The 20987-nt window shown below is 48.7% G+C and carries 23 protein-coding genes; 16 read left to right on the forward strand and 7 right to left on the reverse strand.

Annotated elements, in window-relative coordinates:
• Nucleotide 1: 1 nt before the first annotated feature.
• The gene (argD, locus tag B3Z23_RS11800) at nt 2-1219 is read left to right on the forward strand and encodes a bifunctional acetylornithine/succinyldiaminopimelate transaminase (protein ID WP_294910214.1); all 1218 of its coding nucleotides are present in this window, start codon (nt 2-4) and stop codon (nt 1217-1219) included.
• A gap of 1 nt (nt 1220) precedes the next feature.
• On the opposite strand, the gene B3Z23_RS11805 is transcribed toward argD, so the two are convergent.
• Both B3Z23_RS11805 and crp read right to left on the reverse strand, forming a co-directional pair.
• Complete coding sequence (locus B3Z23_RS11805) at nt 1221-3338, reverse strand: YccS/YhfK family putative transporter (protein ID WP_294910252.1); 2118 nt, start codon at nt 3336-3338, stop codon at nt 1221-1223.
• Nucleotides 3339-3402: 64 nt separating this feature from the next.
• Entirely contained in the window at nt 3403-4035 is a 633-nt protein-coding gene (gene crp, locus B3Z23_RS11810; RefSeq protein WP_038016546.1) for a cAMP-activated global transcriptional regulator CRP, read from the reverse strand.
• A 299-nt stretch (nt 4036-4334) separates the two neighbouring features.
• Here crp and B3Z23_RS11815 point away from each other — a divergent pair, with 299 nt between their 5' ends.
• Complete coding sequence (locus B3Z23_RS11815) at nt 4335-4739, forward strand: OsmC family protein (protein WP_038016549.1); 405 nt, start codon at nt 4335-4337, stop codon at nt 4737-4739.
• A 36-nt stretch (nt 4740-4775) separates the two neighbouring features.
• On the opposite strand, the gene B3Z23_RS11820 is transcribed toward B3Z23_RS11815, so the two are convergent.
• From B3Z23_RS11820 to B3Z23_RS11830, 3 genes are all read right to left on the reverse strand, one after another.
• Nucleotides 4776-5645, reverse strand: a complete 870-nt coding sequence (locus B3Z23_RS11820) for a phosphoribulokinase (RefSeq protein WP_038016550.1) — start codon at nt 5643-5645, stop codon at nt 4776-4778.
• Between the two features lie 85 nt (nt 5646-5730).
• Nucleotides 5731-5952: a YheU family protein gene (locus B3Z23_RS11825; protein ID WP_038016553.1), complete on the reverse strand. Its 222-nt coding sequence runs from the start codon at nt 5950-5952 to the stop codon at nt 5731-5733.
• Between the two features lie 2 nt (nt 5953-5954).
• A complete protein-coding gene (locus tag B3Z23_RS11830) occupies nt 5955-6971 on the reverse strand; it encodes a hydrolase (protein ID WP_038016555.1) in 1017 nt (338 codons plus the stop codon).
• Nucleotides 6972-7028: 57 nt separating this feature from the next.
• On the opposite strand from B3Z23_RS11830, the gene B3Z23_RS11835 reads away from it, so the two are divergent.
• Entirely contained in the window at nt 7029-7637 is a 609-nt protein-coding gene (locus B3Z23_RS11835; protein WP_038016557.1) for a LysE family translocator, read from the forward strand.
• Between the two features lie 136 nt (nt 7638-7773).
• On the opposite strand, the gene B3Z23_RS11840 is transcribed toward B3Z23_RS11835, so the two are convergent.
• Nucleotides 7774-9681, reverse strand: coding sequence for an ABC transporter ATP-binding protein (locus B3Z23_RS11840; RefSeq protein WP_294910217.1), 1908 nt, complete (start codon nt 9679-9681; stop codon nt 7774-7776).
• Between the two features lie 126 nt (nt 9682-9807).
• Between B3Z23_RS11840 and kefG the strand changes: the two genes are divergently transcribed.
• From kefG to slyD, 4 genes are all read left to right on the forward strand, one after another.
• A complete protein-coding gene (gene kefG, locus B3Z23_RS11845) occupies nt 9808-10359 on the forward strand; it encodes a glutathione-regulated potassium-efflux system ancillary protein KefG (RefSeq protein WP_038016561.1) in 552 nt (183 codons plus the stop codon).
• Nucleotides 10359-12170, forward strand: a complete 1812-nt coding sequence (kefB, locus tag B3Z23_RS11850) for a glutathione-regulated potassium-efflux system protein KefB (RefSeq protein WP_294910220.1) — start codon at nt 10359-10361, stop codon at nt 12168-12170. Before kefG ends, kefB begins: the two co-directional genes overlap by 1 nt.
• A gap of 62 nt (nt 12171-12232) precedes the next feature.
• Entirely contained in the window at nt 12233-12427 is a 195-nt protein-coding gene (locus B3Z23_RS11855; RefSeq protein WP_294910222.1) for a YheV family putative zinc ribbon protein, read from the forward strand.
• Between the two features lie 186 nt (nt 12428-12613).
• Entirely contained in the window at nt 12614-13150 is a 537-nt protein-coding gene (slyD, locus tag B3Z23_RS11860) for a peptidylprolyl isomerase (protein WP_294910224.1), read from the forward strand.
• A 44-nt stretch (nt 13151-13194) separates the two neighbouring features.
• Here the strand turns inward: slyD and B3Z23_RS11865 are convergent, their stop codons facing one another.
• The gene (locus tag B3Z23_RS11865) at nt 13195-13413 is read right to left on the reverse strand and encodes a SlyX family protein (RefSeq protein WP_038016568.1); all 219 of its coding nucleotides are present in this window, start codon (nt 13411-13413) and stop codon (nt 13195-13197) included.
• 283 nt (nt 13414-13696) lie between these two features.
• On the opposite strand from B3Z23_RS11865, the gene fkpA reads away from it, so the two are divergent.
• The 9 genes from fkpA (at nt 13697) to tuf (ending at nt 20986) form a co-directional block, all read left to right on the forward strand.
• Nucleotides 13697-14524 (forward strand): FKBP-type peptidyl-prolyl cis-trans isomerase, encoded by an 828-nt coding sequence (gene fkpA / locus B3Z23_RS11870; RefSeq protein ID WP_294910226.1) that lies wholly within the window; start codon nt 13697-13699, stop codon nt 14522-14524.
• Nucleotides 14525-14691: 167 nt separating this feature from the next.
• Complete coding sequence (locus B3Z23_RS11875) at nt 14692-15414, forward strand: helix-turn-helix transcriptional regulator (protein ID WP_294910228.1); 723 nt, start codon at nt 14692-14694, stop codon at nt 15412-15414.
• Nucleotides 15414-15800 carry a sulfurtransferase complex subunit TusD gene (gene tusD, locus B3Z23_RS11880; RefSeq protein ID WP_294910230.1) on the forward strand — a complete coding sequence of 129 codons (387 nt, stop codon included), beginning with the start codon at nt 15414-15416 and terminating at the stop codon, nt 15798-15800. Before B3Z23_RS11875 ends, tusD begins: the two co-directional genes overlap by 1 nt.
• Entirely contained in the window at nt 15800-16159 is a 360-nt protein-coding gene (gene tusC / locus B3Z23_RS11885; RefSeq protein WP_294910231.1) for a sulfurtransferase complex subunit TusC, read from the forward strand. The genes tusD and tusC overlap by 1 nt, the downstream gene beginning before the upstream one ends.
• Before the next feature lie 14 nt (nt 16160-16173).
• Nucleotides 16174-16461, forward strand: coding sequence for a sulfurtransferase complex subunit TusB (tusB, locus tag B3Z23_RS11890; protein WP_294910232.1), 288 nt, complete (start codon nt 16174-16176; stop codon nt 16459-16461).
• 124 nt (nt 16462-16585) lie between these two features.
• Nucleotides 16586-16960, forward strand: coding sequence for a 30S ribosomal protein S12 (gene rpsL, locus B3Z23_RS11895; protein WP_003852912.1), 375 nt, complete (start codon nt 16586-16588; stop codon nt 16958-16960).
• 95 nt (nt 16961-17055) lie between these two features.
• Nucleotides 17056-17526, forward strand: coding sequence for a 30S ribosomal protein S7 (gene rpsG / locus B3Z23_RS11900; protein ID WP_038016579.1), 471 nt, complete (start codon nt 17056-17058; stop codon nt 17524-17526).
• 93 nt (nt 17527-17619) lie between these two features.
• On the forward strand, nt 17620-19734 hold the full coding sequence (gene fusA, locus B3Z23_RS11905) for an elongation factor G (protein WP_294910235.1): 2115 nt from the start codon (nt 17620-17622) through the stop codon (nt 19732-19734).
• 67 nt (nt 19735-19801) lie between these two features.
• Entirely contained in the window at nt 19802-20986 is a 1185-nt protein-coding gene (gene tuf, locus B3Z23_RS11910) for an elongation factor Tu (protein ID WP_294910237.1), read from the forward strand.
• Nucleotide 20987: the final 1 nt, after the last annotated feature.

Raw genomic sequence — 20987 nt, forward strand, 5'->3', positions numbered from 1 at the left:
AATGGCAAAAGAGACGATGGCAGTAAACCGGGAAACATTTGATCAGGTGATTTTGCCTGTTTATGCGCCAGCTCAGTTTGTCCCTGTCAGGGGTAAAGGCAGCCGCGTGTGGGACCAGCAGGGAAAAGAGTATGTTGATTTTTCCGGCGGGATTGCGGTAACGGCATTAGGCCACTGCCATCCGGCATTGGTTGAAACGTTGAAAACCCAGGGTGAAACTCTGTGGCACACCAGTAATGTTTTCACCAATGAGCCAGCTTTACGACTGGCAAGTAAGCTGATTGCCGCAACTTTTGCTGAGCGGGTCTTTTTTGCCAATTCTGGTGCTGAAGCGAATGAAGCGGCATTTAAACTAGCCCGTTACTATTCATCAGTGCGTCACAGCCCTTACAAAACAAAAATTATCGCTTTCCATCACGCTTTTCATGGTCGTACCTTGTTTACGGTATCGGTCGGCGGTCAGCCGAAGTATTCTGATGGTTTCGGGCCTAAACCGGCAGACATTGTACATGTTCCTTTTAATGACCTGGAGGCAGTGAAAGCGGTGATGGATGATCATACCTGTGCGGTCGTGCTGGAACCCATCCAGGGCGAAGGGGGGATCACACCAGCCACGCCTGAGTTTATGCAGGGATTGCGTGCGCTCTGTGACCAATATCAGGCATTGTTAGTCCTGGATGAAGTGCAAAGCGGAATGGGTCGTAGTGGTAAACTCTTCGCTTATGAACACTATGGAGTTACGCCTGATATTCTGACCACTGCCAAAGCATTAGGCGGCGGATTCCCTGTCAGCGCAATGCTGACTACTGAAGAGATTGCCTCAGCAATGTCTCCGGGAACTCACGGAACGACATACGGAGGTAACCCTCTGGCGTGTGCCATTGCTGAAACTGCATTGGATACCATAAACACACCAGAAGTGCTGGAAGGAATTGAACAGCGTCGTCAGTGGTTTGTTGAAGAACTTGAAAAAATTAATCAACGTTTCTCTGTCTTCAGCGAAATCCGCGGCAAGGGTTTACTGATTGGTGCCGCACTGAAAGAAGAGTTTCAGTCGAAGGCCCGTGATTTGCTGCATGCTGCAGCAGATGAGGGAGTAATGATCCTGACTGCCGGTACCGGGGTTATTCGCTTTGCACCGTCCCTGGTGATCCCTGAACAGGATGTCCGTGAGGGAATGTCCCGTCTGGCAAAAGCTGCCGAAAAGATATTTGCCTAAACTAGTCTCTGTTGGCAGCCTTTGGGCTGCCATTATTGTTATGTTCAGGGTGGGTATTTTTACTTATCAGCCACTGACCGTGACGGGGACGCTGACGCCAGACGATAGACGAAATAGTTTTCATCACTTTAAGATGGCTCAAGATCTGATCCAGCTGTCTTTCCATAATAGTGACCGGGCCGAGGGGAATTTTGTCCGGTGCATCCATGACAAAATTACTGTGATCCTCATCATTCTGGTAACGGAGCCGTTGTTGACACTGTTGCAGTGCTATTTCACAGGATTCCAGATAGCGCTGAGCAAGATTCGGAGTCAGCATGGTATGTTCACGGGCAAGTGTGGTCAGTACATTGATATGCTCAACGATGAACTGGCTATGCGTTACCCACAGGCGCATTTCACTCAGGTATTCGTTATCAAAGCCGGGTTCCTGCATGGCCTGATTCAGCGAATTAAACAGGGCATTATGCCGCTGGTTGGCTTTTATTCTGATATTTTCCAGCACATCGGCAGTTTGTTCAGGTCCAAGCAGGATTTGTAAGGCGGTCTGGTAGGTCTCCAGCACATCCTGAGCATTTTTACGTAATAACGCACTTTGCCATTGTGGCCATAGCCAAACCATCCCGGCAAAGGCAATCAGGCAGCCCATCAGCGTATCCAGCAGCCGGGGAACCAGGAAATTCACCCCATTCAGTGATAATAACTGCAGGCTGTATACCGCGGTCACGGTAAAACCAATCGTCGCCCATCCGTAATACTGGCGTGAGAAAAGATAGCTGAACAGTGTAATCACCAGCATCGTGAGCAGGATGACCGGTTCCGGGGTAGATAGCTTCAATGATAAGGCCGCAATAATAAGCCCGGCAAATGTGCCAAGGGCACGGTGTTGGATTCGTACCCGGGTGGCGATATAACCATTCTGGCTGACCAGAATAATGGTCATCAGTACCCAGTAAGGTTTTGGCATATTCAGCGACAGGGCCAACATACTGGCTGCCATCAGCATCACGGAGAAACGTCCTGCAGTACGCAGAGCCGTCGATTTAAATGACAAATAGCTGCGTAACGCCGGCCAAAAAGGTAAACGACGCTGAGTATCTGCCATAATATCACGGCGATAAAGCGGCATCCCTGATTGCAGCACTTTGGCTATTTTACTGAAGTGATAAGAGTAAAATTGTCCGACAGGATTGTCAGGATACCGACGGGCGATATTCTGTAACTCTTCCAGGGATTCACTCATCGAAAACTTGCCGGGTATCTGGTGATACAGGATATTGTCCGCTGTCTTTCTTAACTGCTCAGCCACCTGCCCGGCATTACGCTTGATTATGTCCGCTGACTGGCTTTTTTCCACCAGTTCCCTGACATCTTTGCTCTGGCTAAGAGTGACAGAAATGTGTTCCTGCAAATCTTCGGCCATCATAAATGTCCGGATTAAATAGCGTTCGCGGCTGTTTTTTTCCGCCGAAAGCATATGAATTTGCTGATAGCCAGTATTTATCAGATCGACAACTTTTTGTTGATAATTCAACAGTTCGGGCAGCGATTTATCATAATCGTTACTGCTGAGTAGTGCGTATTTCGCTTCACAATAGTTAGCCAGTGCACGGTACAGCAGGCTAAGAGTTTCCCGCAGCGGCTGATCTTTTGACAGTCTGAACCAATACCAGTTAAACAGTCCATACCATAATGTTCCGCCGCCATATAATAGTGGCGGGCCCCATACCGGCATTCTTCCAGCCAGACTGAGCGTAAAAGTCATGGCGATCAACGCACCCGGCAACAGACGGCCATGTAATGGACTGATTTCGCCGCAAACACCAATCAGCAGAGGTAAAATTCCGACAATAAATGGTAGTGGGACATTATGTTGCAACAACCATTGCAGCAGAAAGCTGCTGAAGGCAAACAACGATCCACCAATAATAATGCGCTTAAAAAAATGACGGTGCGGAGTGTCCAGCCCGGAAAGATTACAGCATGCGGGAACCAGCGAGAAGAGCAGCCCTTTTTGCAGATCTCCCGCCAGCCAGCTAATCGCAACGGGTAGACAGAGGACCAGCGTTTGACGCAGTGCGTAATTGACTTCCGGATGATAAATAATTCTGCGCCACATCAGATACAACCGCAGGTAGACAGTAAAACGGAACACGGCAGGGGCCTGCCGTGCATATCACAAATTAACGGGTGCCGTAGACGACGATCGTTTTTCCATGCGCGGAGATGAGATTCTGATCTTCCAGCATTTTAAGAATACGTCCTACTGTTTCGCGGGAGCAGCCGACGATTTGGCCAATTTCCTGACGGGTAATTTTAATCTGCATTCCATCCGGGTGAGTCATAGCATCCGGCTGTCGTGCCAGGTTAAGTAGCGTCTGAGCGATACGGCCAGTCACGTCAAGGAAGGCCAGGTTGCCTACTTTTTCAGAAGTGACCTGCAGGCGCCGGGCCATCTGAGATGACAAGCGCATTAAAATTTCGGGATTGACCTGGATGAGCTGGCGAAATTTCTTGTATGAAATTTCCGCAACTTCACATGCCACTTTGGCACGTACCCAGGCGCTTCGTTCCTGACCTTCCTCAAATAATCCCAACTCTCCAATGAAATCGCCCTGATTCAGATAAGAGAGGATCATCTCCTTTCCTTCTTCATCTTTAATCAGAACTGCGACGGAGCCCTTAACAATGTAGTAAAGGGTTTCCGCTTTCTCACCCTGATGGATAAGTGTGCTCTTGGAGGGGTATTTGTGAATATGACAATGGGACAGGAACCATTCTAATGTAGGGTCTGTTTGTGGTTTACCAAGAACCATTCTCTTCTATCCTCTGTTGTAATCGTGCCGGAAACACAGGGGGTAAGCTCCTGTGGGGCGCTGAAATCATAGGGCATTTTCGGCTGGCATTCACGACAATCAGTCAGGCTCCTTTCTGACGATCCTGCTCGTTTAGCCATAGTTGTCATCGGGTAAAAAAACTCTACCCTCTGTTTGTAGCACACCCTGACGAAACTGTCTCCTGTTGTCTTGTCTGACTTTTGTCATTTGGGGCAGATTGCTGTTTATACTCTGAAGGAGTAATCTGGCGGAAATTTTAACAATTGAGAGTGAGCATAATGCAGGCACGTGTGAAATGGGTCGAAGGACTGAACTTTATCGGGGAGTCTGCGTCCGGACACCAGGTTCTGATGGATGGAAACTCAGGCGATAAGGCACCCAGTCCGATGGAAATGGTCCTTATGGCAACCGGAAGTTGCAGTGCCATTGACGTGGTCTCTATTCTGCAGAAAGGCCGCCATGAGGTTGCTGATTGTGAGGTCAGGCTGACTTCTGAACGTCGTGAAGAAGCTCCTCGCTTGTTTACCCATATCAATCTGCATTTTATTGTCAGCGGCCATAATCTTTCGGATAACGTCGTTGAACGGGCAGTAACGCTATCTGCAGAAAAGTATTGTTCCGTATCTTTAATGTTGGGTAAAGGAGTGAACATTACCCATAGTTTTGAAGTGATTAATCGCTAACAAGGCGGTCACGGGTGCCAGGTAGCACCCGTGACCTTAGTTGAGGCAACGCTCTTCCATGAGTCGTTTGACCAGGGGAGTCATAATCAATTCCATGGCCAGCCCCATTTTCCCGCCAGGCACCACCAGTGTATTGATATGTGAAATAAACGAACCCTGGATCATGGCCAGTAAATAGGGAAAGTTAATTTCTTCCAGACCACGAAAATGGATCACGACAAAACTTTCATCCAGTGAAGGGATGGTTTTGGCGGCGAAAGGATTAGACGTATCGACAGTCGGTACCCGCTGGAAATTGATGTGGGTGCGTGAGAACTGTGGAGTGATGTAATTAATATAATCATCCATTGAGCGTACCACTGAATCCATCACTGCTTCTCTGGAGTGGCTTCGTTCACGCATATCCCTGACAAGTTTCTGAATCCATTCCAGGTTCACGATAGGCACTACGCCTACCATCAGGTCCACTTTATCGGCAACGTTATGCTGTTCAGTGACAATTCCACCGTGTAAACCTTCATAAAACAGCACGTCCGTATTGTCCGGCAGTGGCTGCCAGGGAGTAAATGTTCCGGGGACCTGTTTCCAGGGCACCGCTTCATCATAGGTGTGCAGATATTTTCGTGAACGGCCGGTACCCTGCAGGCCGTACTCGTTAAAGGTCTGTTCCAGCAATGAGAAGTCGTTCGCCTCGGGGCCGAAGTAACTGATATGTCGCCCTAAGTCACGGGCTTTGCGGATGGCAACATCCATTTCTGGTCTGCTGTAGCGGTGAAAGCTGTCACCTTCCAGCTCAGCGGCATGAATGTTGAGTTGCTGGAATATTTTACGGAAGGCAAGGCTGGTCGTTGTGGTACCGGCCCCGCTGGATCCGGTCACAGCAATAATAGGATGTCTGGCGGACATGAAAATTTGCTCCCTGGACCGATACGGCTGACAGCATTGTTAGCATGTCTGGCAGCGTGTGTCATCTGTCAGTAAGGAGAAGTTACTACTCAGCCCTGAAATCACTGGCAGGCATCAGAGTTACAGATTCATGTAATTCTGACCAAACGACGACAATTTTCCCTGCACTCAATTGCTGACGAATATCCGCTGTTTTTTCAGCCAGTGTACGCTCATATTCGCCATAATCGGTGCCTTCTCTGAGCACAAAGGACTCGATCAGGTTATCCAGGGTTTCAGGGGAGATTTGTTGCCAGGGAATGATCACGATTATTTATCCAGCCAGGTTGAAAGCCATTGCGGAATGCGTTGTTCAAGCCACATGACCGGACGAGTCAGAGATCCTCCGACAAAGCCAACGTGCCCACCATATGGGGACAACTGATAAGTGATGCTCGGCGACAGATGTTCCGGATTAGGTATCACATCCGGCACCATGAATGGATCATCCTCAGCGTGAATGATCAGCATTGGTTTTTCGACACCAGATAACAGAGGCATGCCACTCGCACGACGATAGTAGTCAGTAGCGTCTATGAAACCATGATTTTTTGACGTGATTTCATCATCAAACTCCCGCAACCGGTGAATCTTATTCAGTCTTTCGGCGGTGATATCCAGTAACCCTGGATAAGCTTTAAGTTTCCGGCGAACGTTCTTTTTCATCTGTGTCAGAAGGTAGAACTGGTAGAAGCGCGAAAACCCTTGTTCCAGCTTAAAGCTACAGGGCTCTAACATCAGCGGAGCGGAAACAATGACGCCGGCGTCCAGCAGGCAGTCGTTGCCCTGTGAACCCATCATGCAGGCCAGCATATTACCGCCCAGAGAAAAGCCGGTGGCGGCGGTCGGAACCTGCCCCATAGTCTGCCTCATCCAGCGTAAGAAATAGCTGGCATCGGCAAAATCTCCGGAGTGGTAATTCTGTTTCCGACGATTGGATTCACCGCTGCAACCCCGAAAATGCATTACCACACCGAGCCAGCCGCGTTTCTGAAATGAGGACAGTAATCCGTGCGCATAAGGACTGTTAACGCTTCCTTCAAGTCCATGAAAAATAACCGCCCGCGATTTATGCAGAGCATGTTGCGGGTTTTCGCTCCAGGCAAGATCAACAAAATCACCATCAGGTAATTCAAGCCTCTGCCAGTAGGGTTTTATCCGCACAATACGTCGCAGGATCCTTGGCAGAAGAGTCTGAATATGAGGGTTTTTCAACTGAGGAATAGGTGTAAATTCCTCCGCTGCGTTACGACAAATTTTCATACCGTCGGGTCTTGTCTGATCCATAACTCACTGTATAGTTTCAAAGGTTAATTTAATCCTGAGACAGGAATGGTGTCACGCATGGAAATGGGATTATTTCTCTCGTTACTTGGCTTTCTTTGGGTCGCGGCAATAACACCAGGCCCTAATAATATGTTACTTACCGCCTCCGGCGCCAATTTTGGTTTCATCCGGTCATTTCCACTGATGCTCGGCATTATGCTGGGCATGCAGGTCATGTTGCTCATGGTGGCCTTTGGGATTGGTGGCCTTATTCTGGTCTATCCTGCTCTCCATTTATTGCTGAAAGTTGCTGGAAGCCTGTATTTACTCTGGCTGTCATGGAAAATAGGCAGTGCTCCTTATGAAGCACTGGATATCGATAATTCCGCAGTATCCGCAAAGGCAATGCCATTCTGGCAGGGGGGATTATTGCAGTTAATTAATCCCAAAGCATGGTTGATGTCATTGGGTGCGGTGGCAAGTTTTAGTCTCGCAGGTGTCAACTACCGTTCATCGGTGTTGGCCATCAGTTTCGCGATGTTTCTGGTGAATATCGTCGCCGGCGTGATCTGGCTCGGTTTTGGTACCTTTATCAGCCGTTGGCTAAAGAGCCGTCAGTCCTGGACAATTTTTAACATTGGTATGGGATTACTGACCGCATCCTGCGTCATCCTGATCTGGTTATAAATATCTTCTGCCAGTCGGTCATCAGCTCTGCCATACCCTGTCTTTTCTGGTGTCATGGCAGGTCGTGGTATCAGACACAACCTGCAACAAGGACTCTGGCAGCCGACTGCTAGCTCTTCTGAACCTGGTGACATTTTCAGCGGGGTGCAGAACTCATCGCTTCAAGTTGCTCCTGCATCTCAAGCCATTCCATTTCACATTCTTCCAGAGCAGACTGATTTTCTGCCTGAACTTTCAGGGCCGCAGTTAAATCAGTTTTCCTCGATTGTTCATAGATATCGGGTTGACTGAGTAATTGCTCATTTTCGCTGAGAGTGTTCTGCAGTACCGATATCCGTTTTTCCAGCTGCTCGATTTTTTTACGTAAAGGCTGGGTTTGTGCCCTCAACTCAGCTTCACGTCTTTTTTGATCTTTACGGGCCTGGGCGCTGTTTTCCTGATCTGATTTGGTGGACTCCCCGGCAGCACTGTTTTTCTGCTGAGTGGTGAGCCATTGCTGATAATCATCCAGATCGCCATCAAATACCGCGACATTTCCGGTGTCTACCAGATAAAGTTCATCGGTGGTGGCACGAATCAGATGCCGATCGTGAGACACCACGACTAATGCACCTTCGTAATCAATTAGTGCTTCAGTGAGTGCCTGACGCATGTCCAGATCGAGGTGGTTGGTCGGTTCGTCCAGCAGCAGCAAATTGGGTCGTTCCCAGACCACCAGAGCCAAAACCAGACGTGCCTTTTCTCCCCCGGAAAATCGTCCGGTGACTTCTTTGACTTTATCACCCTGAAACCCGAACCCACCGAGATAATCCCTGAGCTGTTGTTCTGTTTCCCGCGGGGCCTGACGTTGTAAATGTTGCAAAGGAGATTCATCGGCCCTGAGATATTCCAGCTGATGCTGGGCGAAATAGCCAAGTTTTATCCCTTTTGCCAGCGTGACTTCGCCTTGCTGAGGGATTAAGTCTCCTGCCAGTAATTTAATTAACGTCGATTTTCCTGCGCCATTCCGCCCCAGTAAACCAATCCGCGATCCCGGGACCAGATTCAGTTTGATCGAGTTAAGAATCACTTTCTCGCCATACCCGGCTGTGACTTTTTCCATTTTCAGCAAAGGATTAGGTAAGCTTTCCGGCGGCAGAAACTGAAAGCTAAACGGGTTATCCACATGAGCAGGGGCAATCAGCTCCATCCGCTCCAGCATTTTTATCCGGCTCTGTGCCTGACGGGCTTTAGTCGCTTTGGCCCTGAAGCGGTCAATGTAGTGCTGAAGATGTTCAACTTTAGCCTGCTGGCTTTGATAAAGGGCTTGTTGCTGAGCCAGACGGGTGGCTCTCTGACGTTCAAAATCACTGTAGTTACCGGTGTATTCGAACAGATTTTCCTGCTCAATATGCAGAATTTTATTCACTGTTGGATCCAGAAAATCCCTATCGTGGGAAATCAGGATTAATGTCCCGGTATAACTTTTAAGCCAGCGCTCAAGCCAGATGACAGCATCTAAATCGAGGTGGTTAGTGGGTTCATCGAGTAATAACAGATCGGAACGGCAAAGCAGCGCCTGAGCAAGATTAAGTCGCATCCGCCATCCACCGGAGAAGTCTTTGACCGGTGACTGTAATTGCTGCTGGCTAAATCCTAATCCATTCAACAGGCTGGCCGCACGGGACTGAATCGTCCAGGCCTGCACCGCATCCAGTTTGCCATGTAATAAGGCAATTTTATTGCCATCATTTTCTGCGTTAGCCAGAGCTAGTTCACGTTCCAGTTGGCGGTATTCTCTGTCACCGTCTATGACATATTCGATGGCTGGCTGATTCAATGCCGGCGTTTCCTGGTTCACCCAGGCTAACGCCCAGTTCCCGGGGAAGCTGACATTTCCGGCATCACTGGTCATCTCACCTTTCAACAAGGATAACAGGGTGGATTTACCGCAGCCATTTTTCCCCACCAGACCTACTTTCTGGCCCGGATTAATCGTAGCGGAAGCGTTTTCCAGCAGCACCCGGGTACCGCGTCGAATTTGTAGTGAAGAGAAGACAATCATAAGCGCCGTATCGTCAGAATATGTTAAATTATCAGCTAAAGGGAACCAGCGATTAAACCGGAAAGGTAGTTGTGTGCAGCATGGTAGCTGAAATAGTTATCCGTGACGATGATTTGGAGGAGAACAATGTCAACACAGCCCAAAATTCTGCTGCTGTACGCTCATCCTGAATCTCAGGAGTCGGTGGCAAACAGGATTTTATTAGATACTGCAAGGCAGCAGGACAATGTGACTGTGCATGATTTGTATGCCTTCTATCCTGATTTTTTTATCGATATTCACTACGAACAACAATTGCTACGTGAGCATGACATTATCGTGTTCCAGCACCCCTTATATACTTACAGTTGTCCCGCACTACTGAAAGAGTGGTTTGATCGCGTTTTATCGCGGGGATTTGCGACCGGAAACGGGGAGCATGCGCTGGCCGGGAAATACTGGCGCAGTGTTATCACCACAGGTGAACCGGAAACTGCTTATCATCAGCATGGTCTGAACCGCTATCCGATGACAGAAATTATGCGTCCTTTTGAACTCACCGCACAAACCTGTCGGATGCACTGGTTAACACCAATGATTATCTATTGTGCCAGACGCCAGAGTGCAAAAGCGATGAAAACATTCGCCAGTGCTTATGATGACTGGCTGTCCCAGCCATTACCTCAGGGGGTTATTTGATGGAAGGACCAGGCCTGTTAACAGCGGGGGTGATTTATCTGGGCGCAGCGGTGGTGGCCGTTCCTATTGCTGCGAGAATCGGGATTGGCGCAGTGCTGGGTTACCTGCTTGCGGGGATTGCTATTGGGCCATGGGGGGTAGGATTAATCAGTGATGTTGATGAGATTCTGCACTTTTCGGAACTGGGTGTTGTGTTTCTGATGTTTATTATCGGGCTGGAGCTTAACCCCAGTAAACTCTGGGAGCTTCGGCGTTCTATTTTTGGGGTCGGTGCCGCTCAGGTTATTTTTTCTGCGGCGATTCTGGGAGGGTTGCTCTGGCTGACCCATTTTTCCTGGCAGGCAGCATTAATTGGCGGTATTGGTCTGGCAATGTCTTCAACCGCGATGGCCCTGCAGCTGATGCGTGACAAAGGGATGAATCGCAGCGAAGCGGGGCAACTTGGCTTCTCTGTCTTGTTATTTCAGGATCTGGCGGTCATTCCCGCACTGGCACTAATTCCTCTGCTGGCTGGCGGCGATGGCCAACATCATACCGACTGGATTAAGGTTGGCATGAAAGTACTGGCATTTGCCGGTATGTTGGTGGGGGGCCGTTATCTGCTGCGCCCCATATTTCGTTTTATCGCGGCATCGGGTGTGCGGGAAGTTTTTACTGCCTCGGCCTTGTTGCTGGTGATTGGTTCCGCTCTATTCATGGATGCCCTGGGACTGTCGATGGCTCTGGGGACATTTATCGCGGGAATTTTGCTGGCAGAAAGTGAGTACCGGCATGAACTGGAAGTTGCTATAGAGCCTTTTAAAGGTTTACTGCTTGGCCTGTTCTTTATTTCGGTAGGTATGGCCCTGAATCTGGGCGTGTTATATACCCATATTGGTGAAATCGTTCTGGCGGTATTCGTGCTGGTTACGGTGAAAACCCTGGTGTTGTATGTGCTGGCCCGTATCTATGGTTTACGCAGCTCTGAACGTTTGCAGTTTGCCGGAGTACTGAGTCAGGGCGGTGAATTTGCCTTTGTCTTATTTTCGGCTGCAACGACTGCTCATCTGTTTTCAGGCGAACAGCTGCCGCTGCTACTAGTGACTGTCACCTTATCAATGATGACAACGCCTTTACTGATGCAGGGGATTGATAAAATTCTGGTTCGCCGGTTCAATAAATCCGGCGATGAAACCAGTGAAAAACATTATGTCGAAGATGATCAACCGCAGGTGATTGTGGTGGGATTCGGACGTTTTGGACAGGTGATAGGCCGCCTGTTGATGGCAAATAATACCCGTATCACGGTACTTGAACGCGATATTAGCGCCGTCAGTCTGATGCGAAAATATGGCTACAAAGTCTACTATGGCGATGCCACAGAGCTCGAATTGTTGCGTGCTGCCGGGGCGGAAGGGGCCGAATCAATAGTGGTCACCTGCAATGATCCGGAAGATGCGATGACTATTGTACAGCTTTGCCAGCATCATTTTCCTCATTTGAAAATTCTGGCCCGCGCCCGTGGGCGTGTGGAAGCTCACGAATTACTTCAGGCAGGTGTGACACAATTCAGCCGCGAAACCTTTTCCAGTGCACTGGAGTTAGGGCGTAAGACTTTGATTAGCCTGGGGATGCATCCGCATCAGGCGATGCGGGCTCAGCTCCATTTTCGTCGTCTGGACATGCGAATGTTACGTGAGTTGATGCCTAACCACGACGATAACGGACAGATTTCGCGGGTCCGTGAGGCTCGTCGAGAGCTGGAAGATATATTCAACCGGGAAATGCAGCAGGAAAAACGACAGTTTGATGGCTGGGATGAGTTTGAATAACGAAGTAAAACCTGACCGGAGGGCGTTATCGCCCCCGGTATTTATCACAGGCAGGGTGAGAAATGCGTAAACGTTTTATTGCCGGGGCCGTTTGTCCTGAGTGTCAGCAAAAAGATACTCTGGCGATGTGGCAGGAAAACAACATTGATGTCGTCGAATGTGTAAAATGCGGCCATCAGATGCGTGAGGCTAATAAAAAAGTGACCGAAAATATTCGGCATCATGAACAGATTATTGGCGTATTTACCCCCAAATAGTGCCGGTTTTATCTTTTTTTTGCACTGAAACTTACAGTGGGATTGAATTTCGCTACAATCAGCGCCATTAAGACCGGAGAGGAAAAGTAACCCGTTTTTCCGGTCAGGACCTTTCTGGTTGGTGTTATTGCAGGCAAGAATAAACCAATGGGACAGGATTTAAGTTCTCAACGGTTAGGAGATATCATGAAAGTAGCAAAAGACCTGGTAGTCAGTCTCGCCTATCAGGTACGTACAGAAGATGGCGTATTGGTTGATGAATCCCCGGCAAACGCGCCGCTGGAATATCTGCACGGTCATGGTTCCCTGATTTCTGGTCTGGAAAAAGCACTGGAAAATCATGAGCCAGGTGACAAGTTTGATGTGAATATTGCCGCTGACGATGCCTATGGTCAGTTCGACGACAATCTGGTTCAGCGTGTACCGAAAGATGTGTTTGTCGGTGTTGATGAACTGCAGGTAGGTATGCGTTTTCTGGCAGAAACTGATCAAGGGCCTGTGCCGGTAGAAATTACCGAAGTGGGTGATGATTATGTGGTGGTTGATGGTAATCATATGCTGGCCGGGCAAAACCTGAGCTTCAATGTAGAAGTGATGGCTATCCGTGAAGCGACGGCTGAAGAGCTGGCACACGGTCATGTGCATGGTGAGCATGGTCACGATCACGATCACGATCACGATCAGGAAGGTTGTGGTACCGGCGGATGTGGCTGTCACCACTAATCAAGCCTCAGACAGCCGCTGCCATGCGGCTGTCTGTACTGCCTTCAGTAATGAGGTGGGGGCGTCTCTTCTGATTGAGGGGCGACTAATGACGGTGCGGCTGTTTTCACTTTCTCTGCCAGCATCCGGAATTGGTCCCGCATTTTTGCCATCTCAATTTCGTGCCTGACAACTATCTGATTTAGTTCTTCGATAGTCAATTCCTGAAAAGCAATCTTGCTTTCAAGCGCTTCCAGACGTTGTTCCCATTCGGACGCTTGCATTCTTCTTCCTCACTATTTCTTTTGCCTGTCATGATGCTCGATCTCCGGTGATTATTCGACCCCCGTAACAGTAATTCGTCTGTTTTTTGCTGTCATGGCACCCTCTGCCTTGAAATTCCCGGCAATGACCCAATAATTTTTGAAACTTCCTGATGCAAAAAAGGTCGGAGGTTAACAGAGAATGATCGTGCTGACGGTGTGTTACACCGATATATACCGTTATAGTGTGGGTAATGAAAACACAATAATCACCGGAGTCTGATGCTTCGGTTGGGAGATATGGATGAAATCATTGTTTAAAGTCTCATTGTTAGCGACCACATTAGCCGTTGCGCTGAATGCTCCTGTGGTTATGGCTGCGGATGCTGCTGCCAAAACAACTGAGCAGGCACCTAAGACTAATGCTGCATTTAAAGACCAGAACCAACAGTCTGCATATGCACTGGGTGCTTCACTGGGTCGCTACATGGACAATTCTCTGAAGGAACAAGAGAAGCTTGGTATCAAGCTGGATAAAAAACTCCTGATCGACGGTGTTCAGGATGCTTTCGCTGGTAAGAGCAAATTATCCGATGCTGACATTGAACAGACTCTGAAAGCATTTGAAGCTAAGGTGAAATCAGCAGCTCAGGCGAAAATGGAAAAAGACGCCAAAGAGAATGCTCAGAAAGGTGATGCTTTCGCCGCTAAGTTCGCTAAAGAAGCCGGCGTGAAGAAAACCGCCAGCGGACTGCTGTACAAAGTAGAAAAAGAAGGTACTGGTCCGGCTCCTGTTGACAGCGATACCGTTGTTGTTAACTACAAAGGTACCCTGATCGACGGAACAGAGTTTGATAACTCTTACAAACGTGGTGAGCCATTATCTTTCCGTCTGGATGGTGTTATCCCTGGCTGGACCGAAGGCCTGAAGCACCTGAAGAAAGGCGGTAAAATTGAGCTGGTTATCCCACCAGATCTGGCTTACGGACAGAACGGCGTTCCTGGTATTCCACCAAATTCAACCTTAGTGTTTGACGTTGAATTACTGGATATCAAGCCGGCACCAAAAGCTGATGATGCTGCTAAAGCGCCTGCCGCTGACACTTCATCTGACGCTAAAAAAGCTCAGTAATGTTGTTCAACCGCCGCATCTCTGCGGCGGTTTCTCTCCCTGCCATGATAAAAGCGCTGGCTTAAGTAATCGACATTTGCCAGACTGATATTTCTGATGTTTCTATTTTTTTGAGTCTGCCCGGCAGTGCTTATGACAGGCTCCTGCTACGTAGGGTAATATCTGTAATGTCTAATCCATTTAATCCCGGCGATATTTCCGATTATGAGCTTCCGGAACAACATCCGTTTGAACCGGCAGACTATGACATTCTCAAATCGTATGAATCGGTTGTTGACGGACTGGCAATGCTGATTGGTTCTCATTGTGAAATTGTGCTGCACTCGTTAGATAACCTGAATTGTTCCGCTATCCGGATTGCTAACGGTGAGCATACAGGCAGACAAGTAGGCTCACCTATCACCGATCTGGCTCTGCGGATGTTGCATGACCTTCATGGTGAAAAGAGTAATGTCTCCCGTGCGTATTTTACCCGGGCGAAAAGTGGTGTGCTGATGAAGTCAGTGACGATTGCTATCCGCAATCATAGCCAACGGGTGATTGGTCTGCTGTGCATCAATATGAATCTGGATGTTCCATTTTCACAGATCATGTCAACATTTATGCCGCCAGAATTACACCAGGTAGATTCCAGCGTTAACTTTGCCAGCTCAGTTGATGATCTTGTGGCTCAGACAATGGAATTTACCATCGAAGAAGTGACCAATGATCGTAATGTCTCTAATAATTCGAAGAACCGTCAGATTGTGTTGAATCTTTATGAGAAAGGCATTTTTGATATCAAGGATGCGATTAACCAGGTTGCAGATCGCCTGAATATCTCCAAACATACTGTCTACCTGTATATCCGTCAGTTTAAAAGTGGTGATTTCCAGGGAAGTGAACGCTAATGCGTTATTCACTGCTTGTGACCGGAGCACCCTATGGGACACAGCAATCGACAAGTGCATTATTATTTGCCAGAGCGCTTTTAACCACGGGGCATCAGCTGGACAGCGTATTTTTTTATCGGGAAGGTGTACTGAACGCGAATCAGCTGACAGCGCCAGCCAGCGATGAAACAGATATTGTGCGTGAATGGCAGAATCTGCAGCAGCAATATGGAATTGGGCTCCATATCTGTGTTGCTGCGGCGCTGAGACGTGGAGTGACGGATGCTTCAGAAGCAAAACGTCTTCAGTTACCAGCAGACAATTTGCAGCCGGGGTTTACTCTGAGCGGGCTAGGCGCGTTTGCTGAAGCTGCTTCGGTCTGTGATCGTATGGTGCAATTCTGATGAACAGCGTTGCTTTTGTTTTTACCTCGGCTCCACATGGCACAAGTGCCGGCAGAGAAGGGCTGGATGCACTGCTGGCTACGGCAGCAATCAATGAGCGGTGCGGATTGTTCTTTATCAGTGATGGTGTATTACAGGTCTTACCTGGCCAGCAACCCGGAAAAATTTTGTCCCGCGACTATATTGCCACCTTTGGCGTGCTGCCTTTGTATGATGTTGAACAATGCTATCTGTCTGCCGAGTCTCTGTCTGCCCGGGGCATCCCGGTCGGGAGTGACTGGGTATTACCGGCACAGGTTGTCACCATGGCCGAAATTCGAAGACTACTGGCTGACTACGACAAAATTATTACCTTCTGAGAATTGCACCGCAAATGCTACATACACTTATGCGTTCACCCTGGCAGACGGATATCCGGGGAATGATAATGCTGCTTAGCGCAGACGATGATCTTTTGCTGCTGCAGGACGGGGTTCTGGCAGCCGTTGAAGGGAATGAGTGGCTTCGGGCTTTATTACAATCCCCCGCCACTCTGTATGTCTTGCAGGAAGATGCTGCTGCCCGTGGGATCGCCACTCAAATTTCAGGCGGAGTACAAAAAATAGGCTATAATGAGTTCGTTGAACTGACGGCCAGACATCAGCAACAGCTCGCCTGGTAGCACAGAAGTATTGGTTATTTCTTGACACCTTTTAGCCCGGGCCCTAAAATTCTGCGTCCTCGTAGAAATACGAGGCGATTTATTACGTGTTTACGAAGCAAAAGCTAAATCCAGGAGCTATTTAATGGCAACAGTTAACCAGCTGGTTCGCAAACCACGCGTACGCAAAGTTGCAAAAAGCAACGTGCCTGCGCTGGAAGCCTGCCCGCAAAAACGTGGTGTTTGTACTCGTGTATATACTACCACTCCTAAAAAACCGAACTCAGCATTACGTAAAGTATGCCGTGTTCGCCTGACCAACGGTTTCGAAGTTACTTCGTACATCGGTGGTGAAGGCCATAACCTGCAGGAACACTCAGTGATCCTGATCCGTGGCGGTCGTGTAAAAGACCTGCCAGGTGTGCGTTACCACACCGTTCGCGGCGCACTTGACTGTTCAGGTGTTAAAGACCGTAAACAGGCTCGTTCTAAGTACGGTGTGAAGAAGCCAAAGGCTTAATGGACTCCGTTAAGTAAGGCCAAACGTTTTAATATAAATGTCAGAATAAACTCGTAGAGTTTTGGACAATCCTGAATTTTCAACGGAGAATTTCCATGCCACGTCGTCGTGTGATTGGTCAACGTAAAATCCTGCCAGATCCTAAGTTCGGATCTGAGTTGCTGGCCAAATTTGTAAATATTCTGATGGTAGACGGTAAAAAATCTACTGCAGAAGCTATCGTATACACTGCGCTTGAGACCCTGGCTCAGCGCTCTGGTAAAACTGAACTGGACGCTTTCGACATTGCTCTCGAAAACGTACGTCCTACAGTAGAAGTTAAATCCCGCCGTGTAGGTGGTTCTACTTATCAGGTACCAGTTGAAGTCCGTCCGGTCCGTCGTAATGCTCTGGCTATGCGTTGGATCGTTGAAGCTGCTCGTAAACGCGGTGATAAATCTATGGCTTTGCGCCTGGCGAACGAACTTTCTGATGCTGCAGAGAACAAAGGTACTGCAGTGAAGAAACGTGAAGACGTTCACCGTATGGCCGAAGCTAACAAGGCGTTCGCTCACTACCGTTGGTAATCACCACGGTGTAGTTGTTAACCCGGCGGACGCTCATGTAGCTAAGCCGCCGTGGTTTACTTACATAGAACGTCCGGAATTCAGAGGAATCAAATGGCTCGTACAACACCCATTGCTCGCTACCGTAACATCGGTATCAGTGCACACATCGACGCCGGTAAAACCACAACTACCGAGCGTATCCTGTTCTACACCGGTGTAAACCATAAAATCGGTGAAGTACACGATGGCGCTGCAACCATGGACTGGATGGCTCAGGAACAGGAACGTGGTATTACCATCACGTCTGCTGCGACGACTGCTTTCTGGTCTGGTATGGCGAAACAGTTTGAACCACATCGTATCAACATTATTGATACCCCGGGACACGTTGACTTTACTATTGAAGTAGAGCGTTCAATGCGTGTTCTGGATGGTGCAGTAATGGTTTACTGTGCGGTTGGCGGCGTTCAGCCTCAGTCCGAGACTGTATGGCGTCAGGCTAACAAATATAAAGTTCCACGCATCGCGTTCGTTAACAAAATGGACCGTATGGGTGCTAACTTCCTGAAAGTTGTTGGTCAGATTAAAAGCCGTCTGGGCGCTAACCCTGTTCCATTGCAGTTAGCAATCGGTGCAGAAGAAGGTTTCACTGGTGTTGTTGACCTGGTGAAAATGAAAGCGATCAACTGGAACGAAGAAGATGCAGGCGTCACTTTCGTTTACGAAGAGATCCCTGCTGAACTGACTGACCTGGCTGAAGAATGGCGTCAGAACCTGGTTGAAGCTGCAGCAGAAGCTTCCGAAGAGCTGATGGAGAAATACCTCGGCGGTGAAGAACTGACTGAAGAAGAGATCAAACTGGCTCTGCGTCAGCGCGTTCTGAACAATGAAATCATCCTGGTAACCTGTGGTTCTGCATTTAAGAACAAAGGTGTTCAGGCGATGCTGGATGCAGTTGTTGAGTATCTGCCGTCACCAACAGACGTACCTGCTATTAAAGGTATGCTGGATGATGGTAAAGATACCCCTGCAGAGCGTCACGCAGATGACAGCGAACCGTTCTCTGCATTAGCCTTTAAAATTGCTAATGACCCGTTCGTTGGTAACCTGACGTTCTTCCGCGTGTATTCGGGTATTGTTAACTCCGGTGACACCGTACTGAACTCAGTGAAATCTGCCCGTGAGCGTTTCGGCCGTATCGTTCAGATGCATGCTAACAAGCGTGAAGAGATCAGTGAAGTTCGCGCAGGCGACATTGCTGCGGCTATCGGTCTGAAAGATGTTATTACTGGTGATACTCTGTGTGATCCAAGCAATCCAATCATCCTGGAGCGCATGGAATTCCCTGAGCCGGTAATCTCTATCGCCGTTGAACCAAAAACCAAAGCTGACCAGGAAAAAATGGGTCTGGCTCTGGGCCGTCTGGCTAAAGAAGATCCATCTTTCCGTGTCTGGACTGATGAAGAATCTAACCAGACTATCATCGCTGGTATGGGTGAATTACACCTCGATATCATCGTTGACCGTATGAAGCGTGAATTCAACGTTGAAGCGAACGTGGGTAAACCACAGGTTGCTTACCGTGAAGCTATCCGCTCTAAAGTTACCGATATCGAAGGTAAACACGCCAAACAGTCTGGTGGTCGTGGTCAGTATGGTCATGTTGTTATTGACATGTACCCACTGGAACCAGGTTCTAACCCTGCGGGCTACGAGTTTGTCAACGATATCAAAGGTGGTGTAATCCCAACAGAATACATCCCTGCGGTAGACAAAGGTATCCAGGAGCAGTTGAAATCAGGCCCACTGGCTGGTTATCCGGTAGTAGACCTGGGTGTTCGTCTGCACTTTGGTTCATACCATGACGTTGACTCCTCTGAGCTGGCGTTTAAACTGGCTGCCTCTATCGCCTTTAAAGATGGCTTTAAGAAAGCAACTCCGGTTCTGCTTGAGCCAATCATGAAGGTTGAAGTTGAAACGCCTGAAGAGAATACTGGTGATGTCATCGGTGACCTGAGCAGACGTCGTGGTATGCTGAAAGGGCAGGAATCTAACTCTACTGGCGTTGAGATTCATGCAGAGGTACCACTGTCTGAGATGTTCGGTTACGCAACTCAGCTGCGTTCTCTGACCAAAGGTCGTGCTTCTTACTCCATGGAGTTCCTGAAGTATGATGATGCGCCGAACAACGTAGCGCAGGCCGTTATTGAAGCTCGTAGTAAATAAGACTACGGTTTAATTTTGAACAGATGCCTTCATCGGATGATGAAGGCATAACGTAAGGAATATCGCCATGGCGAAAGAGCAATTTCAACGTAACAAACCACACGTTAACGTCGGTACTATCGGCCACGTTGACCACGGTAAAACCACTCTGACTGCTGCAATTACTACCGTACTGGCTAAAAACTACGGTGGTGCTGCACGTGACTTCGCGCAGATCGATAACGCGCCAGAAGAAAAAGCACGTGGTATTACCATCAATACTTCACACGTAGAATACGAAACCCCGACCCGTCACTATGCACACGTTGACTGCCCGGGCCACGCCGACTACGTTAAAAACATGATCACCGGTGCTGCACAGATGGACGGCGCTATCCTGGTTGTTGCTGCTACTGACGGCCCTATGCCTCAGACCCGTGAGCACATCCTGCTGGGCCGTCAGGTAGGCGTTCCTTACATCATCGTGTTCCTGAACAAATGTGACATGGTTGATGATGAAGAGCTGCTGGAACTGGTAGAGATGGAAGTCCGTGACCTGCTGTCACAGTACGACTTCCCTGGTGATGACACTCCAATCGTTCGTGGTTCAGCGCTGAAAGCACTGGAAGGCGATGCTGAGTGGGAAGGTAAAATTCTGGAGCTGGCTGGCTTCCTGGATTCTTATATCCCTGAACCAGAGCGTGCTATCGATCAGCCATTCCTGCTGCCAATCGAAGACGTATTCTCCATCTCCGGTCGTGGTACAGTAGTTACCGGTCGTGTAGAGCGCGGAATCATCAAAGTTGGTGAAGAAGTTGAAATCGTGGGTATCAAAGATACTGCGAAATCAACCTGTACCGGTGTTGAAATGTTCCGTAAACTGCTTGACCAGGGTCAGGCGGGTGAAAACGTTGGTGTTCTGCTGCGTGGTATCAAACGCGAAGAAATCGAACGTGGTCAGGTCCTGGCCAAACCAGGTTCAATCAAGCCACACACCAAGTTCGAGTCAGAAGTTTATATTCTGTCTAAAGACGAAGGCGGCCGTCATACTCCGTTCTTCAAAGGCTACCGTCCACAGTTCTACTTCCGTACTACTGACGTGACCGGTACCATCGAACTGCCAGAAGGCGTAGAAATGGTAATGCCAGGCGACAACATCAAAATGGTTGTTACCCTGATCCACCCAATCGCGATGGATGACGGTCTGCGTTTCGCAATCCGTGAAGGTGGTCGTACTGTAGGTGCTGGTGTTGTTGCTAAAGTTATCGCTTAAT

The organism is Tatumella sp. UBA2305, assembly GCF_002345795.1.
In the GTDB taxonomy this organism is placed as follows: Bacteria; Pseudomonadota; Gammaproteobacteria; order Enterobacterales; family Enterobacteriaceae; genus Tatumella; species Tatumella morbirosei.